The organism is Micromonospora sp. DT229 (assembly GCF_049844505.1).
Taxonomy (GTDB): Bacteria; Actinomycetota; Actinomycetes; order Mycobacteriales; family Micromonosporaceae; genus Micromonospora.
In genome coordinates this window covers 227,799-243,468 of sequence record NZ_JBNCLD010000003.1, presented here as the reverse complement: position 1 = coordinate 243,468, position 15,670 = coordinate 227,799, and the positions used below count along the sequence as shown (strand labels likewise).

Annotated in this window: 16 protein-coding genes; 8 read left to right on the top strand and 8 right to left on the bottom strand. The window is 70.6% G+C overall.

Annotated elements, in window-relative coordinates:
• Window positions 1-57 precede the first annotated feature (57 nt).
• The 3 genes from ACLQ2T_RS06620 to ACLQ2T_RS06610 are packed head-to-tail and all read left to right on the top strand — an operon-like array spanning window position 58 to window position 2,893.
• Window positions 58-1,023 (top strand): glutathione S-transferase family protein, encoded by a 966-nt coding sequence (locus ACLQ2T_RS06620; RefSeq protein WP_425765080.1) that lies wholly within the window; start codon window positions 58-60, stop codon window positions 1,021-1,023.
• On the top strand, window positions 1,016-1,798 hold the full coding sequence (locus tag ACLQ2T_RS06615) for a DUF998 domain-containing protein (RefSeq protein ID WP_425765079.1): 783 nt from the start codon (window positions 1,016-1,018) through the stop codon (window positions 1,796-1,798). The genes ACLQ2T_RS06620 and ACLQ2T_RS06615 overlap by 8 nt, the downstream gene beginning before the upstream one ends.
• A gap of 27 nt (window positions 1,799-1,825) precedes the next feature.
• Complete coding sequence (locus ACLQ2T_RS06610) at window positions 1,826-2,893, top strand: NADH:flavin oxidoreductase/NADH oxidase (protein ID WP_425765078.1); 1,068 nt, start codon at window positions 1,826-1,828, stop codon at window positions 2,891-2,893.
• A gap of 55 nt (window positions 2,894-2,948) precedes the next feature.
• Here ACLQ2T_RS06610 and ACLQ2T_RS06605 read toward each other — a convergent pair whose 3' ends face one another.
• Both ACLQ2T_RS06605 and ACLQ2T_RS06600 read right to left on the bottom strand, forming a co-directional pair.
• Window positions 2,949-6,581, bottom strand: coding sequence for an ATP-binding cassette domain-containing protein (locus ACLQ2T_RS06605; RefSeq protein ID WP_425765077.1), 3,633 nt, complete (start codon window positions 6,579-6,581; stop codon window positions 2,949-2,951).
• Window positions 6,582-6,713: 132 nt separating this feature from the next.
• Window positions 6,714-7,553, bottom strand: coding sequence for a GNAT family N-acetyltransferase (locus tag ACLQ2T_RS06600; protein WP_425765076.1), 840 nt, complete (start codon window positions 7,551-7,553; stop codon window positions 6,714-6,716).
• Window positions 7,554-7,728: 175 nt separating this feature from the next.
• Here ACLQ2T_RS06600 and ACLQ2T_RS06595 point away from each other — a divergent pair, with 175 nt between their 5' ends.
• A complete protein-coding gene (locus ACLQ2T_RS06595; protein ID WP_425765075.1) occupies window positions 7,729-8,328 on the top strand; it encodes a PadR family transcriptional regulator in 600 nt (199 codons plus the stop codon).
• A gap of 170 nt (window positions 8,329-8,498) precedes the next feature.
• Here ACLQ2T_RS06595 and ispG read toward each other — a convergent pair whose 3' ends face one another.
• From ispG to ACLQ2T_RS06575, 4 genes are all read right to left on the bottom strand, one after another.
• The gene (gene ispG, locus ACLQ2T_RS06590) at window positions 8,499-9,671 is read right to left on the bottom strand and encodes a flavodoxin-dependent (E)-4-hydroxy-3-methylbut-2-enyl-diphosphate synthase (protein ID WP_425765074.1); all 1,173 of its coding nucleotides are present in this window, start codon (window positions 9,669-9,671) and stop codon (window positions 8,499-8,501) included.
• A 9-nt stretch (window positions 9,672-9,680) separates the two neighbouring features.
• Window positions 9,681-10,931, bottom strand: a complete 1,251-nt coding sequence (locus ACLQ2T_RS06585) for a M50 family metallopeptidase (protein WP_425765073.1) — start codon at window positions 10,929-10,931, stop codon at window positions 9,681-9,683.
• A complete protein-coding gene (gene dxr / locus ACLQ2T_RS06580) occupies window positions 10,931-12,142 on the bottom strand; it encodes a 1-deoxy-D-xylulose-5-phosphate reductoisomerase (protein ID WP_425765072.1) in 1,212 nt (403 codons plus the stop codon). The genes ACLQ2T_RS06585 and dxr overlap by 1 nt, the downstream gene beginning before the upstream one ends.
• Window positions 12,143-12,256: 114 nt before the next feature.
• A complete protein-coding gene (locus ACLQ2T_RS06575; RefSeq protein WP_425765071.1) occupies window positions 12,257-12,784 on the bottom strand; it encodes a Uma2 family endonuclease in 528 nt (175 codons plus the stop codon).
• A gap of 280 nt (window positions 12,785-13,064) precedes the next feature.
• Here ACLQ2T_RS06575 and ACLQ2T_RS06570 point away from each other — a divergent pair, with 280 nt between their 5' ends.
• A complete protein-coding gene (locus tag ACLQ2T_RS06570) occupies window positions 13,065-13,433 on the top strand; it encodes a type II toxin-antitoxin system RelE/ParE family toxin (protein ID WP_425765070.1) in 369 nt (122 codons plus the stop codon).
• Window positions 13,430-13,762, top strand: a complete 333-nt coding sequence (locus ACLQ2T_RS06565; protein WP_425765069.1) for a helix-turn-helix domain-containing protein — start codon at window positions 13,430-13,432, stop codon at window positions 13,760-13,762. The genes ACLQ2T_RS06570 and ACLQ2T_RS06565 overlap by 4 nt, the downstream gene beginning before the upstream one ends.
• A 96-nt stretch (window positions 13,763-13,858) precedes the next feature.
• On the opposite strand, the gene ACLQ2T_RS06560 is transcribed toward ACLQ2T_RS06565, so the two are convergent.
• The gene (locus ACLQ2T_RS06560; protein ID WP_425765232.1) at window positions 13,859-14,041 is read right to left on the bottom strand and encodes a DUF397 domain-containing protein; all 183 of its coding nucleotides are present in this window, start codon (window positions 14,039-14,041) and stop codon (window positions 13,859-13,861) included.
• 4 nt (window positions 14,042-14,045) lie between these two features.
• Complete coding sequence (locus ACLQ2T_RS06555; protein ID WP_425765068.1) at window positions 14,046-14,927, bottom strand: helix-turn-helix domain-containing protein; 882 nt, start codon at window positions 14,925-14,927, stop codon at window positions 14,046-14,048.
• A gap of 205 nt (window positions 14,928-15,132) precedes the next feature.
• Between ACLQ2T_RS06555 and ACLQ2T_RS06550 the strand changes: the two genes are divergently transcribed.
• Window positions 15,133-15,387, top strand: coding sequence for a hypothetical protein (locus ACLQ2T_RS06550; RefSeq protein ID WP_425765067.1), 255 nt, complete (start codon window positions 15,133-15,135; stop codon window positions 15,385-15,387).
• Window positions 15,384-15,629 carry a DivIVA domain-containing protein gene (locus tag ACLQ2T_RS06545; protein WP_425765066.1) on the top strand — a complete coding sequence of 82 codons (246 nt, stop codon included), beginning with the start codon at window positions 15,384-15,386 and terminating at the stop codon, window positions 15,627-15,629. Before ACLQ2T_RS06550 ends, ACLQ2T_RS06545 begins: the two co-directional genes overlap by 4 nt.
• Window positions 15,630-15,670 lie beyond the last annotated feature (41 nt).

The following is a 15,670-nucleotide window of genomic DNA, read 5'->3' as shown; positions in this document are numbered from 1 at the left end:
TCAAGGGCAGCTTCGGCCGCCAGGATATCGCCGACCGGGCCGGATAGGTTTGTCGGCATGGCAAGAGCCCAGTTCGACGCGGAGACCAGCCAGGCCGGTGCCTTCATCCGCCAATCCAACCGGTTCACCGGGCGGGTCACCCCACATTCCAGTTCACCCCCCGGTGGCGGCCCGGACGCCCACGGCCGGTGGCCCCTGGAGCCCGGCCGGTACCGGCTGATCTGGTGCCGGGCCTGCCCCTGGGCACACCGGGCCCTGATCGTGCGCAATCTGCTGGGGCTGGACCAGGTCATCTCCCTGGGCACGGTCGATCCGATCCGGGACGAGCGGGGCTGGCGGTTCGCTCTCGACCCGGACGGCTTCGACCCCGTGCTGGGCATCGGTTTCCTCTCCGAGGCGTACCTGGCCACCGACCCCGACTACACCGGCCGGATCACCGTGCCGGCGCTGGTCGACACCCACACCGGGCGGGTGGTCACCAACGACTACCCGCAGCTCACCCTGGATCTGTCCACCGAGTGGCGACGGCTGCACGCACCGGACGCCCCGGACCTCTACCCGGTGCCGCTGCGCCCGGAGATGGACCGGCTGATGGCCGAGATCCACCGCGACGTCAACAACGGCGTGTACCGGTGCGGTTTCGCCACCTCCCGGCAGGCGTACGAGGAGGCGTACCGGGCCCTGTTCGACCGGCTGGACGCGCTGTCGCAGCGGCTGACCGACCAGCGGTACCTGATGGGCGACACGATCACCGAGGCGGACATCCGGCTGTTCACCACCCTGGTCCGCTTCGACGTGGCGTACCACGGGCACTTCAAGTGCAACCGGCAGAAGCTGACCGAGATGCCGGTGCTGTGGGCGTACGCCCGGGATCTGTTCACCACCCCCGGTTTCGGGGAGACCGTCGACTTCGACCACATCAAGCGGCACTACTACGCCACCCACCACGAGATCAACCCGAGTGGCGTCGTGCCGCTCGGCCCGGACCTGCACGGCTGGATGACGCCGCACGGACGTGGCTGAGCCCCGCGCCACCGGTGCGGCCGTCTGCGTACTCGCCGGCGCGATCGCGGCGACCCTCGCCGTGGTCGTCGGTCCCGGTCCGAGCCTGGCCGGGTACGTCAGCGAGGCCGGGGTGGCCGGCAACCGGTACGCCTGGACCTACCGGCTGGGATTGTTCACCCTCGGCGCCGCACTGCTGCTCCTCGCCTCCGCCCTACGCGACCACGCCGTCGCCCTCCACCACGCTGGATCCGGCGGCCACCCGATCTGCCGACAGCGGCGCGACCACCCGACGCGGCCCGACCACCCGGCCCGGCGCGACCAACCGGCGCGACAGCCGGACAAGGCGTTGCGGGTGGCGGTGCTGCTGCTCGTTGCGGGTGCGCTGGCCACCGTCCTGTCCGCTGGGGTGCCCTGTAGCACCGGCTGCCCGCTGCCGCCGTTCGAGGCGGCGACCGTGGCGGACCTGGTGCATGGGGCGGTCAGCATCGTCGCGGCCGGCGCCACCGTGCTCGCCATGATCGCGATCGTGCTGTCCCGGGCTGCGGCGAACCCGCTGCGCCGAACCGCCAGGATCAGCCTGGCGGCGGCTCTCCCCCTGGCCGGTGCCCTCGCCCTGGCCATGCTGTTCATCGGCCGGGGGCCGCTGGCCGGGGTGCTGGAACGCCTGCTGCTGCTGGTGATCGTCTCCTGGGGAGTGGCCACCGCCGTGATCCTGGCCACCGGGCCCGCAGCCGCCGGTCGCCAGGACCCCTTCGCGCGTGCTCCAGCACACCATGGCCGGCCGTCCGGATAGCACCTACCGCCGGGAGAGGATGGGGTGATGAGTGCGTTGTTCACACCCCTGACCCTACGCGCGGTGACCCTGCCCAACCGGATCGCGATGGCGCCCATGTGCCAGTACAGTGCCGGCCCCGACGGCCTACCCCACGACTGGCACCTGGTGCACCTGGGCACCCGGGCGGTCGGTGGGGCCGGCCTGGTGATGACCGAGGCGACCGCGGTGCTGCCGGAGGGACGGATCAGCCCTCAGGACACCGGAATCTGGTCCGACCGGCAGGTCGACGCCTGGCGTCCGGTGACCCGGTTCGTGGCCGCCCACGGGGCGGTGCCGGTCGTGCAACTGGCGCACGCCGGTTTCAAGGCCTCCACCTACCGGCCCGGGGATCCGCGCCGAGGTGGGGTACCGGACGCCGAGGGCGGATGGACTCCGGTGGGGCCCAGCGGCGAGCCCTTCCTGCCGGAGTACCGGATGCCCACCGCCCTGGACGAGGCCGGCATCGCCGCCGTGGTGCGGGCCTTCGCGGTGGCGGCCGACCGGGCCGTGGCCGCGGGCTTCGCCGCCGTGGAGGTGCACGCCGCACACGGCTACCTGCTGCACGAGTTCCTGTCACCGTTGACCAACCACCGCACCGACGGCTGGGGTGGGGACCGGGCCGGGCGGATGCGGCTGACCCTGGAGGTCACCCGGGCGGTCCGGGCCGCCGTCGGCGAGGACATGCCGGTGCTGGTACGGATCTCGGCCACCGACTGGGTGGAGGGCGGCTGGACCGTAGACGACAGCGTGGCGCTGGCCACCGAGTTGGCCGCCGCCGGAGTCGACCTGGTCGACTGTTCCTCCGGCGGCGCCTCGCCGAACGCCAGCATCCCGGTCGGCCGGGGCTACCAGGTGCCGCTGGCCGCCCGGGTCCGCCGGGAGGCGCGGGTGCCCACCGGAGCGGTCGGCCTGATCGTCGAGCCGGAGCAGGCCGAGGCGATCATCACCGAGGGGGAGGCCGACCTGGTGCTGCTCGGTCGGGAACTGCTGCGCAACCCGTACTGGCCGCACCAGGCCGCCGCCAAGCTGGGTGCCGAGGCCGCCTGGCCCCGGCAGTACCTGCGGGCGGTCTGAGGACGGGAGGCCGTACCTGATGGCGGGTGGCCGGGCCCGGCGGATGCCGCCGGGCTCAGCCCGCCAGGTGCCCCCAATGTCGCTCCAGGTCGCGCCACGGACCCTGGGCCGCCACCGCCCCGCCGATGAGCACCAGCACATGGTCGGCCCGCACCAGCGCCGCCCGCTTGGAGGTGGACCCCACGACGGTCACACCGTGCTCGCGTAGCGCCTGCCACAGGTCCAGTTCCGTGGTGACGTCCAGGGCGCTGGAGATGTCGTCGGCGATCAGCAGTTCGGTACGCGGTGCCAACGCCCGGGCCAGCGCCAGGCGCTGGAGTTGCCCGCCGGAGAGCCGGGTGCCCTTGTGCCCGATGAGCAGCCCCAGTCCACTGTCGGTGGCCGCCAGGTCGTGTTCCAGCTGAGCGGTGGCCACGGCGTGCTCGGGGTCGACCGGATGCCCCAGGGTGATGTTGTCGGCGACCGTGCCGGAGAGCACCCGAGGCAGCTGGCCGACGTAACCGACCTGGTTGGGGCGCAGGAACATCTCCGGCTCGGTGACCGGATCGCCGTTCCAGGTCAACCGACCGATGTGCGGGGCGATCCCGGCCAGGGCCCGCAGCAGGGAGGACTTGCCCGAGCCGACCGGTCCGACGACCAGCACGAGTTGACCACGCGCCACGGTCAGGTCGACATCGCGTACCGCCACGGTGCCGTCGGTGTGCCGTACCCCGAAGCCGGTCAACTCCAGCCGACGCAGCGGCGTACGCGGAGCCTGCGGTGGGGCCGGCGCGGTGCCCGCCGTGAGATCGACCCCCGGAATCCGCGCCGAGTACGCCTCGACCCCGGCCATGTCGACCGTCCGGCGCGTCCACACCCGAGCCGACGGCACCTGCGAGACCAGGGATGCGGTGGTCCACGCGAACCAGCGTGCCGCCCCCAGGGTGGCGACCGCGACCAGCGCCGCTCCGGAGGAGATGTTTCCGGCCAGGTACAGCGCCCAGACCCCGATCGGCAGCAGGCCGCTGGCCAGTGCCGGAGTGGATCGGGCCCACACCTGCACGGCGATCTCCCGACGTTGCCGGTCGCTGCGGACCGTGTCGAGGTCGGCCAGGTGGGTCAGCACCGGCCGGGTGGCCCCGGCGAGCTTGATCGTCCGGGCCGCCGACAGGCTGGACACCAGGGCGGTGGCGAAGGCCGCCCGCGCGGCGACGGTGTCGCGGGCCGCCCGTTCCAGTCGCGGCCCGAACCCGGTGGCGGCCAGCCCGGACAGCACCATCGTGCCGAGGAAGAACATCCCCGGCACCACGCTGCCGGTGACCAGGGTCATCACGGTCAGCAGGATCACCGCGACGGTCTGGTCCAGCATGTTGTCGGCCAGTTGGACGACCCGTTCGGTGTCACCGCCCTGGGCCACCACCTCGGCCGGGGTGTGTCGGCTGATCCGCCGCGGACCGGTCTGACCGTGCACCAGGCGGGCGCTGATCCGCAGCATCTGCCGGGTGAACCAGGCCGGGAACCACAGGTGGGTCCAGTAGTTGGCCGGGATGGCGACGACCAGACCGACCGCGATGCCCAACGCCGGCAGCCAGGGATCCCCGGTGCCGTCGACCACGTCGGCCCAGAGCCAGGCCAGGACCGGGCCGTCCAGGCCGAGAATGGCCAGTACGGCGAAGACCCCGATGGCCGCCACACCGTAGCGGGGATCGTTGAGGCAGAGGCGCAGGACCTCCCGCAGGGTCTGGGTCCGGGAGGCCGGCCGGCGTTCGACACCCGGCCCGGCCGTACCCCCGTCGAGCTGGCGGCCCGCGACCGGCTCGATCGATTCGGCTGCGACGACCGGCCCCGGATCGTCGGCGGAGCGCTCGACACCCGGGGTCGACGATCCGGCACCACCGGAGGGTGCGGGGGCCCCGGTGAGCACGCGTCCAGCCGACTCCGTCACCACCGCCCCGACCAGAGCCGGTTCGCCGAGCACCCGGGCGGCCTCGGGTTCGGCCTCGGGTTCGACGAGCAGGGCGGCGTCGTCGCCGTACCCGCCCGTGTGGCTGGCGGCCAGCAGCTCGGCGAAGCGGCGCGAGCTGGCCAGCGGGGCGGCCTCCACCACCGCGCCGTCGGCCAGCACCACCACCTCGTCGCACTCCCGTACGGAGGAGAGCCGGTGGGCGATGACGATGCCGATCCGGTCCCGCAGCAGCCGCGCGGTGGCCTGCTGCACCCGGGCCTCGGTGACCGGGTCCAGTCGGGCGGTGGCCTCGTCGAGGATCACCACATGTGGGTCGCGGACCAGGATGCGGGCGAAGGCGACCAACTGTTCCTGCCCGGCGGACAGCACATGCCCACCCTCGCCGAGCCGGGTGTCCAGGCCGGCGGGCAGTTCGGCGATCCACCCGGCCAGGCCCAGCTCGTGCAGGGCCCGCCCGGCGGCGTCGAGCAGTTCCGGGTCGAACAGGGCCACGTTCTCGGCGAGGGTGCCGGCCAGGATCTCGGTACGCTGCGGCACCACCGCGATCCACCGGCGCAGCTGTTCCACGTCCAGGTCGAGCACGTCCCGCCCGCCGAGCAGCACCGTGCCCGGTGGCACCTCGACGGCCCGGGTGAGCACCTTCGCCAGGGTCGACTTGCCCGAGCCGGTCCGCCCGACGAGCGCGTACGAGCGGCCCCGGGTGAAGGTCAGGTCGATGTCGCGCAGGGCCGGTCCCCGGCCGGTGTCCGCCCCGGCCGGGTAGTGGAAGGTCAGGCCGCGGATGGTCAGGTCCCCGTCGACCGGGGGGTCCCCGCCGGCGGGTTCCTGTTCGGCGTTCTGGAGCAGTTGCACCCGTCCCCAGGCGCCCAGGGCGTACTGCACCTCGGGCACCATCCGGCTGACGTGTTCGACAGTCATGCCCAGGGAGAGGGCCAGCAGCCAGATCGCCGTCAGCCGGGCACCATCCACCCGGCCGGTGCTCAGCGCCCACACTCCGCCCAGCACCACCAGGGCGATGCCGACCCGGGTGACCCCGGCGGCGATCGTGTTCACCTGGGCGCCCATCCGCCAGACCAGCAGGCCCCGGCGGAGCACCTCGGAGGCCCGGCGGGCGTACAGCCGCAGCACGTACGGGCGGGCCAGGGTGGTGCGTACGTCGTCCTGGCCGTGGATGGACTCCTCCATCACCGCCGCCAGGTCGGACCAGGCCGCCTCCTCCTTCATCCGGGCCGGGGCGATCCGGCTCGCGGGACGCCGCAGGGTGACCGCCAGCAGGATGGTCAGCAGCAGCATGCCGAGCCCGGCCGGCCACCAGACCGTCAGCCCGACCACTGTGGCGACCAGGCCCACCGCCAACGCCTGGGCCAGCCGGATGCCGGGGCCGCGTACCCCGGAGGCCACGTCGTAGACGTCACCGTCGATGCGGTCGAGCATCTCGCCCACCGGGGTGGTCTCCAGGGCGGGCACGGGCTGCCCCAACGCCACCCGACACAGCCGACGCCGCAGGTCGGCGGACCAGTCGGCGGTCACCCCGGCCATCACCAGGCTGACCACCAGGTCGCTGAGGACGGCGACCACCAGGGCGATCGACAACACCAGGAAGAAGCCGACGGACCGGTTCACCAGCACCGGCCCGGCCAGCGCGGCCGTGGCCGCCTGACCCACGCCGCCGAGCACGATCAGGACGACCACCAGGGTCATCCGACGGGGAGAGGTGACCCACAGATCACGAAGCAGTCGCACGGGTCAGGCCCTCCGGTGTGCTGAACGGAGGCTCCAGCCTCCGATGGATGACCAGCCGGATTCAACCCATTTTTGCGTTATCCGGGCCACCTCACAGCGGTACTGGTGAGCTGGGCAACTCTCGCCGCGCCGTCAGAACAACACGGTGGCCAGGGTGCCGACCGGGCGGAACCCGCACCGCTCGTAGACCCGCCGGGCGGGCTGGTTGAAGTCGTTGACGTACAGGCTGACCGTCGGGGCCACCCGGTGCAGCGCGTCGCGTACCACCGCCGCCATCGCCGCGGTGGCGATGCCCCGACCGCGCCACTCCGGCGCCACCCAGACCCCCTGGATCTGCGCGGTGTGCCGGGTGACGACCGCGAGTTCGGCTTTGAAGACCACCCGACCGTCGACGAACCGGGCGTACGCCCGATTGGCCCGGATCAGGTCGGTGACCCGGCGGCGGTACCCGCGCCCGGCGTCCTCGGCCAGCGGCGAGACCCCGACCTCCTCGGTGTACATCGCCACCGCCGCCGGAAAGAGCAGGTCGAGTTCGGCGCCCCGGACCAGGCGTACGTGCGGGTCGGCCGGGACGGTCGGCATAGCCTCCGTGACCAGCAACGGCTGGTTGGGGCGTACGTCCCGGGCCGGTCCCCAGGTGTCGCAGAGGCGGTCCCACAACTCCAGCACCGCGTCGGCCCGACCCACGATGGAGGAACAGATCCGGCCCTCACCGGCGAGCAGGTCGGCGAAGGCGGCCGTGGCCTGTCGGGTGGCCAGCACCGGGGTCAGGTTGCCGCCCAGCCAGCAGACCGATTCGAGCTGCCGACGGGAGCCGTACCCGAGCACCCGTCCCTCGGCCCGCCACCAGGCCAGCCCACGCGCGGCGACCCGCTCGGCGACCTGCGCGCCCGCGTACGGGTCGAGGTCGAGCAGCCGTTCGACCGCACGACGCTCCGACTCCCCCAGTTGCCGCACCGGCGCCGTCAGCACGGTTACCAGCCTGCCAGATCAGTCCGAGTCGTGTTGGCGGACGGTAACCGCCATGAGCACCCTCGGCAGCGCTGCGGGCACGGAACGTTCCGTTGAGTGCCTCACGAGTTGTCGCCGTTGCGTTGCCGATATATCGTCGATGCATCAGCGATAGATTCTGAGAGAGGTGATCCCGATGAGATTCCATCGACGCGGACCTTGGTCATCCGAGGCCCGGATGCGGGGCTTCGGCTTCCCGCCCTTCCCGCCCGGCTCGGGCTTCCCGCCCTTCCCGCCCGGCTCGCCTGGTCACGGCCACGGCCACGGCCGGGGCGGACGGGGACGTGGCCGGGGACGCCGGCCGAACGTCCGCAACGCCGTGCTGGCCCTGCTGGTGGAACGTCCGATGCACGGCTACGAGATGATCCAGGAGATCGACTCCCGCACCGGCGGGGCCTGGCGACCCAGCCCCGGGTCGATCTACCCGACCCTGCAACTCCTGGAGGACGAGGGGATCATCATCGCCACCGAGGAGTCCGGTGGCGGCCGGAAACGGTTCACCCTCACCGAACAGGGGCGCGCCGAGGCCGAGACGGCGGCCCAGACACCACCCTGGGCGGAGGTCGCCGAGGACACCGTCAACAGTTGGCACGACATCCGGCACGCGGGCACGCAGGCGATGCAGGCCCTCCGGCAGGTGATGCTGACCGGCACCGACGACCAGCGGGAACGCGCCGCCCAGGTGCTCGACGAGACCCGCCGCAAGCTGTACGCCATCCTCGCCGAATCCGAGTGACCCCCGACGGGCTCACCGCCGACCGCCTGCTCACCCCACCGCCGACACCGCAGTCCAGACGCAAGCTCGATGTGGGATCGAGTGGCCTTCTCACGACGAATAGCCACTCGATCCCACATCGAGCACGATCATGAGGACGCCCCTGCGGGGACGTCAGGGGGTGGGGTGGGTCAGTGGACGCTGACGGTGGCGCCGGGGAGCAGGCCGCGCAGTTCCTCGGGCAGTTCGGCGCCCATCTCGTCGGCCAGCCGCAGCGCCTCCTCGATGAGGGTCTCCACGATCTGCCCCTCGGGCACGGTCTTGATGACCTGACCCTTGACGAAGATCTGCCCCTTGCCGTTGCCGGAGGCGACACCCAGGTCGGCCTCGCGGGCCTCGCCGGGACCGTTGACGACACAGCCCATCACGGCCACCCGCAGCGGCACCGGCAGCCCTTCCAGACCGGCGGTGACCTCCTCGGCGAGCTTGTAGACGTCCACCTGGGCCCGCCCGCAGGAGGGGCAGGAGACGATCTCCAGGCCACGCTCACGCAGCCCGAGGGACTCCAGGATCTGGTTGCCGACCTTGATCTCCTCGACCGGCGGCGCGGACAGGGACACCCGGATGGTGTCGCCGATCCCCTCGGCCAGCAGGGCACCGAAGGCGACCGCCGACTTGATGGTGCCCTGGAAGGCCGGGCCGGCCTCGGTGACCCCCAGGTGCAGGGGATAGTCGCACTGCTCGGCTAGCTGTCGGTAGGCCCGGATCATCACCACCGGGTCGTTGTGCTTGACCGAGATCTTGATGTCCCGGAAGCCGTGCTCCTCGAACAGCGAGCACTCCCACAGCGCCGACTCGACCAGCGCCTCGGCGGTGGCTTTGCCGTACTTGGCGAGCAGCCGCTTGTCCAGGGAACCGGCGTTGACCCCGATCCGGATCGGCGTACCGGCGGCGGAGGCCGCTGCCGCGATCTCCTTGACCTTGTCGTCGAACTGCCGGATGTTGCCCGGGTTGACCCGTACCGCCGCGCAGCCGGCGTCGATCGCGGCGAAGACGTACCTCGGCTGGAAGTGGATGTCGGCGATGACCGGGATCTGCGACTTGCGGGCGATCGCCGGCAGCGCCTCCACGTCGTCCTGGCTGGGCACCGCGACCCGGACGATCTGGCAGCCGGAGGCGGTCAGCTCGGCGATCTGCTGGAGAGTGGCGTTGACGTCGGCGGTCAGGGTGGTGGTCATCGACTGCACGGAGACCGGGGCACCCCCACCGACCGGCACCGAACCGACCATGATCTGGCGACTGGCCCGGCGGGGGGCCAGCGGCGGCGGCGGTACGGCGGGCATACCGAGGCTGACAGCGGTCACTTCAGGCACTCACCTTGGGAAGAGGGTGATCGGGTTGACGACGTCCGCGGTGATCGTGAGCAGGGTGAACACCCCACCGATCAGGATCACCACGTACGTGAAGGGCATCAGCTTGAAGTAGTCGACGCGGCCCGGGTCGGGGCGGCGCAGCAGGGCGTACACCCAGGAGCGGGCCCGCTCGAACCAGGCGATGGCGATGTGGCCGCCGTCCAGGGGCAGCAGCGGCAGCAGGTTGAACACCCCGATGAAGAAGTTCAGTGAGATGAACAGCATGATGAAGATTTCCCAGGCGTTGTTGGCTACCGCCTCGCCGCCGAGCACGCTGGCGCCGACCACGCTGATCGGGGTGTCGATGTCGCGTTCCCCGCCGGTGATGGCGGTCCACAGGGCGGGAATCTTCTCCGGCAGGCGCTGCAACGCCTGGGCGGTGGCCACCGCCATGTCGCCCATGAAGGTGCTGGTCGCGCCGACTGCCTCCACCGGACCGTAGGAGACCAGGCCCGGGGTGCTCAGGACCAGGCCGACGCCGAGCGCGGAGACCTCGGTGACCGGGCCCTCCGGGTTGTCGATCGGCGGGCGCTTGGTGGTCGCCAGGGTGGTCTCCGTGGTGGCGGGCTGGCCGTCCCGCTCGTACCCGATGGTGGCGGTGCTGCCCGGGGTGGTGGCCCGCAGGGTGGTCAGCAGCTCGCCGTAGTTGTTGATCGGGGTGCCGTTGATCGAGGTGATCCGGTCGCCGTTGCGCAGCCCGGCCGCCCCGGCGGGGCTGGCCGCGTCACCTGCGGCGCACTCCCGGTAGGTGGTGTCCGGCAGGACGCAGTCCTGGATGGCGATCACCGCGGGCTCGGCCCGGATCTGCTGCTCGTCGCGCGGGAAGTCCGGGTTGGGCAGGCCGAAGGTCATCGCCGCCAGCCAGGCCGCGAAGATCGCCAACCCGAAGTGGGTGATCGACCCGGCGGACATCACGATGGTCCGCTTCCACACCGGGTAGCGCCACATGGCCCGCTTCTCGTCACCGGGCTCGACGTCGTCGTCCTGCGGGGTCATCCCGACGATCTTGCAGAAGCCGCCGAGCGGGATGCCCTTGAGGCCGTACTCGGTCTCGCCCCGCTTGAAGGAGAAGATGGTCGGGCCGAAGCCGACGAAGTAGCGGGTGACCTTCATGCCGAAGGCCTTGGCGGTGAGCATGTGGCCGGCCTCGTGCAGGCTGACCGAAACCAGGATGCCGAGGGCGAACAGCGCCACCCCGAACGCGAACGACATCAAGCTCCTTCCACCGCAGCAGCGATGATCTCCTGCGCGTGCGCGCGGGCCCACGACTCGGCTTCGAGTACGTCCTCGACGGTACCCGGTTCACCGAAGTCGGGAGCCCCCTCCAGCACCCGCTGTAGCGTGTCGACGATGCCGAGGAAGGGCAGTCGCCCGGCCACGAAGGCCGCCACGCACTCCTCGTTGGCCGCGTTGTAGATCGCCGGCCGGCAGCGCCCGGCCTCCCCGGCCGCCTTGGCCAGGGCCACCGCCGGGAACGCCTCGTCGTCCAGGGGCGCGAACTCCCAGGTGTGACTGGTCGTCCAGTCGACCGCGGCGGCGGCGTCCGGCACCCGGTCCGGCCAGCCGAGGCCGAGGGCGATCGGCAGCCGCATGTCCGGCGGGCTGGCCTGGGCGATCGTGGAACCGTCGACGAACTCCACCATCGAGTGGATCACCGAGGTCGGATGGATCATCACGGTGATGTCGGCGTACGGCACGTCGAACAGCTCGTGCGCCTCGATCACCTCCAGCGCCTTGTTGACCATGGTCGCCGAGTTGATCGTGATGACCGGCCCCATGTTCCAGGTCGGGTGCGCCAGGGCCTGCTCCGGCGTGACGGAGGTCAACTCGTCGCGCCGCCTGCCCCGGAACGGCCCACCACTGGCGGTGACGATCAGCCGGCGCACCTCGGCCCGGGTGCCGGAGCGCAGGCACTGGGCGAGGGCGGTGTGCTCCGAATCCACCGGCACGATCTGCTCCGGCCGGGTCACCGCGGCCTTGACCAGCGAGCCGCCGGCAACGAGGGACTCCTTGTTGGCCAACGCGAGGGTACGCCCGGCGCGCAGCGCGGCCAGGGTCGGCGCCAGCCCGAGGGATCCCACCACCCCGTTGAGTACGACGTCACAGGGCCACTGCGCCAACTCGGTCATCGCGTCCGGCCCGGCCACGATCTTGGGCAGTTTGAACTCGCCGCTGGCCCAGCCCCGCCGACTCGCCTCGGCGTAGAAGGCCAACTGGAGGTCCTGGGCGGCGGAGGCCTTGGCCACCCCGACCGCCTCGACACCGAGTTCGAGGGCCTGGGCGGCGAGCAGCCCTACATTGCCGCCACCGGCACCCAGCGCCACCACCCGGAACCGGTCCGGGTTGCGCCGCACGATGTCGATGGCCTGGGTACCGATCGACCCGGTAGAACCCAACAGCACAAGATCGCGGGGGGAACTCACGCCGCCCATTCTTCCCCACGCCCGCTGGGCGAGAAGGAAGGGCACCTTATTAACGCCTGCGGTAGAGGAAGGGCCCCTTGTTAACAACGAGCTACCAGGGGCGGGCAAGTCAGCTCAGGGCTGGTCTACCTCCTGCGGCTCCTCGTCGTCGAGCAGCTCCGCCGGGTCGACCGAGAAGGCGAACGGCCGGTTCATCACGAAGGTCGTGCCGGCGGCGGCTGCCGCCAACGGCCGGTACTCGCCGTCGACCAGTTCGAGCAGAGCGATGGTGGGCACCCGGTTGCGTAGGTCCACCCGCAGGAAGAACGGCACTCCGGCGGCAGCGTACTCGCGCGGCCGGTCGATGACGTCCTTGCGCCGGTTACCCGGAGACCCGATCTCGCCGAGCAGCACCGCCGTGGCGATGTCGACGGCTGAGCGGCCACCACCCGACCTGGTCAACACCGCGATATCGGGCATGAAGAGGTCCTTGCCGGAGACGATGTTGATCTTCGGATAGACCCAGAGCCCGGCCCGGTGGGCGGCACGGTGCAGCAGGTACGGCAGTTCACGTTCGACCGACTGATGGTCGATACCGGCGTCGGGTGTCACGATCACGCTTCCGCTGAGGACCTCAACCTTGGGGCCGTTGGTCTCCGGCAACAGGTCGAGGGCGAGCTGAGCGGTCCACGGGCTCGTCGTGCCACCGCAGCACGTCGAACGACGGCCCGGCAGGCCGGTCGTCGGCGTCGGCGTCCGACGCGGGTTCGGGCGCGTACGCAGCCTGGGCCATCCGGGCTCGCCCCCTCAGCGGAACATCTTGCTCAACGCAGCCTAGCCAGCACAGCCCGCACCGCACGCCATCGCACAACCTGTCCGCCCCGGTGCAAAGACCGTCCAGCGGCGCTACACCAAGGCAATAAGCCAGACTTATACTTCCGGCGTGTGGGAAGTTAGATTGCACCCCGAGGTCGAGGCATGGTTCCTCGACCTCTGCCGCACCGACCCCACCACCGCCGACCTAGTCTCCGAGGCTGTCGACCTACTCGTCGAGCACGGCCCGGCGTTGGGCCGCCCGCTGGTGGACCGCTTGAAGGGCAGCATGTTCCACCACATGAAGGAACTGCGACCGGGTTCGGCAGGTTCCACCGAGGTCCGGATAATCTTCGCGTTTGATCCGATCCGGGAGGCAGTAGTCCTCGTCGCTGGCGACAAGTCTGGACAGTGGCAAAGCTGGTACCAAAGCGCCATAGCGACGGCCGATGCCCGCTTCGAGGAGCATCTGACAAGGCTGAAGGAAGAGCAGCGATGAGCGAGGCAAGGAACTGGCGCGACGTGAAGGACAAGGCCCGAGCCGTCGATCCCGAGTGGGACACCGACGAACGGGTCGCTCGGCGCACCCGAATGCGGGAGCAAATGCTCGCCTCGGTCAGTGGCGCGCAGCTGGCCGAGATCCGGAAGCAGCTCGGCATGACCCAAGCCCAACTCGCCGAGGCTGCGGGATTGTCGCAGGCACGCATCAGTCAGATCGAGAACGGCACAGTGACCAACCTGGAGACCCTCCGCGCCTACGTCGCGGGGCTCGGCGGACACCTCGATGTCGTCGCCCGTATCGGGAACATCCACCTCAACGTCGCCTGACCCGTATCGTCGATTCCCGCTGCCTGAATGTTGGTCCCTGCCGCTCGGCAAGTTCGGTGCCGGCGATCGCCAGCACCGAACCATGCCGCGTCGAGTTCAGGTGCGGGGGGCGAAGCGGCCCGCGCGGGTGGCGGCGACGAACCTGGTCCAGCTCGTCGCAGCGAAGCTCAGCTCCGCACCCTGCCGGTCCTTGCTGTCGCGTACGCCGACCCCATCGGCGAACCCCGCCACCTCAACGCATTCACCGCTACCACCCGACCGGGACGACGTGCGCCACACCCCGTCACGCTTCATGGGTCATCTCCTTCGCGATCGCCGTGATCAGCTCACGGGAGTCATCAACATCGAGCGCCCGCTCGCCGAGTGAGCGCCAAGCATCCTCGTAGGTCTGGATTTCATGCGGCTTGTCAAGGTAAACCGCGCCGCACGGACCGTCCATGTAGATCGTGGTCGGCTCCGGCTCCCGCACGTCGGTCGGAAAGTCGAGCATGGTGAAGGTGCCCGTAAAGGCCGACCGAAACAGCCCGGCGGCCAACGGAAGCACCCGGATCTTGATGTTGTGCTGTCGGCTGGCCACCACCAGCGCGTCGAGTTGCCGGGCCATGGCTGACAGGTCACGCAGCGGCCGGCGCAGCACCGCCTCGCTGAGGATCACGTCGTAGTACGGCGCCCGGGGCACCGCCCGAGCCAGCAGACGTTGTCTGCGCAGTCGGACATCCACCTTGGCCTGCTGTTCGGCCGCGCTCATCTGCGGGTGGTCAGTCGCAATGACCTCGGTCATGTACTCGACCGTCTGCAACAGGCCGGGGATCAGGTCGGCCTCGTACTTGCGGATTCTGGTAGCGGCGGCCTCCAGGCCGACGTAGAGCTTGAACCAGTCCTCGATGGCCTCCCCGTAGCTGTGCCACCAGCCGTGTGCCTTGGTTTCCCGGGCCAGGGCGCGCATGGTCTGGATGGTCTCCGGGGTCGCGCCGTACACCCGGCACATGGCCTCCACGTCGTTCGGGTGCATGGGGACCTGGCCGGTTTCGTACCGCCAGATTCGCGGCGTCGACCATTCCAGTTCCTTTGCGGCCGCAACCACCGTTACATGCGCGTTTTCGCGAAGTTCTCTCAAATACCTGCCGAGTTGCCTACGCGGGACGGTGCTACCCGAGTCGTCCACGTCATCTCCTCTGCTGCTGTCGCGTAAGGCTCCTCATCCCTTGGTCCGCATTCTTTCGTAAAATATTGCGCCAGGCCAAGGGTGAAATGACCATCGTGGATGACCAGCCGATCCCCCTGGCAGGTCACCGGGGCGGGCGCCCTTCCCCGAATCCTCATCCCGGCGCCCGCCCCGGCACCCTCACCATCAGCCAATAGGGAGGATCATGGAATCGCTCGATGATGTCCTCGGCGATATTCCGCTACCGCCCTACATCACCGCCGAAGACGTGACCTTTGCGCTCCGCGCGATCACCGTGCACGCCGCACAAGAATGGCCGGACGGCCCGCGCTGCCGCAACGACCGGGCACCGCACCCCTGCCGGCTGCACCGCTGGGGCCGCCGGGTCCTCGCCGAACGCGGCCTCACCGACCAGCAGATCCAGACGATGCTCGCCGAGCAGGAAGCCGCCCGCCCATGATCTACCTGTCCGGGGAACGTCCACTCCCCCAGCACGTCCGCGCCGCCAGCTTCGACACCCGGCTACGCGGCCTCGACCCCACCCAGGTGTACGCCTACCTCAACCGGCTCGCCGAGGAGATGGAACGTCTGCACCGCGAACTGACCACCGCCAACACCGAAGCCGAACGCATCCGGCAGGCACTACGACAGTGGCAGTCCCGCCAGGCCGCCCACCGCCACCACGGTCGCGGTTCGAGATGAGCGCACCCGGCTGGATCATCCACCTGCCCACCACACTGACC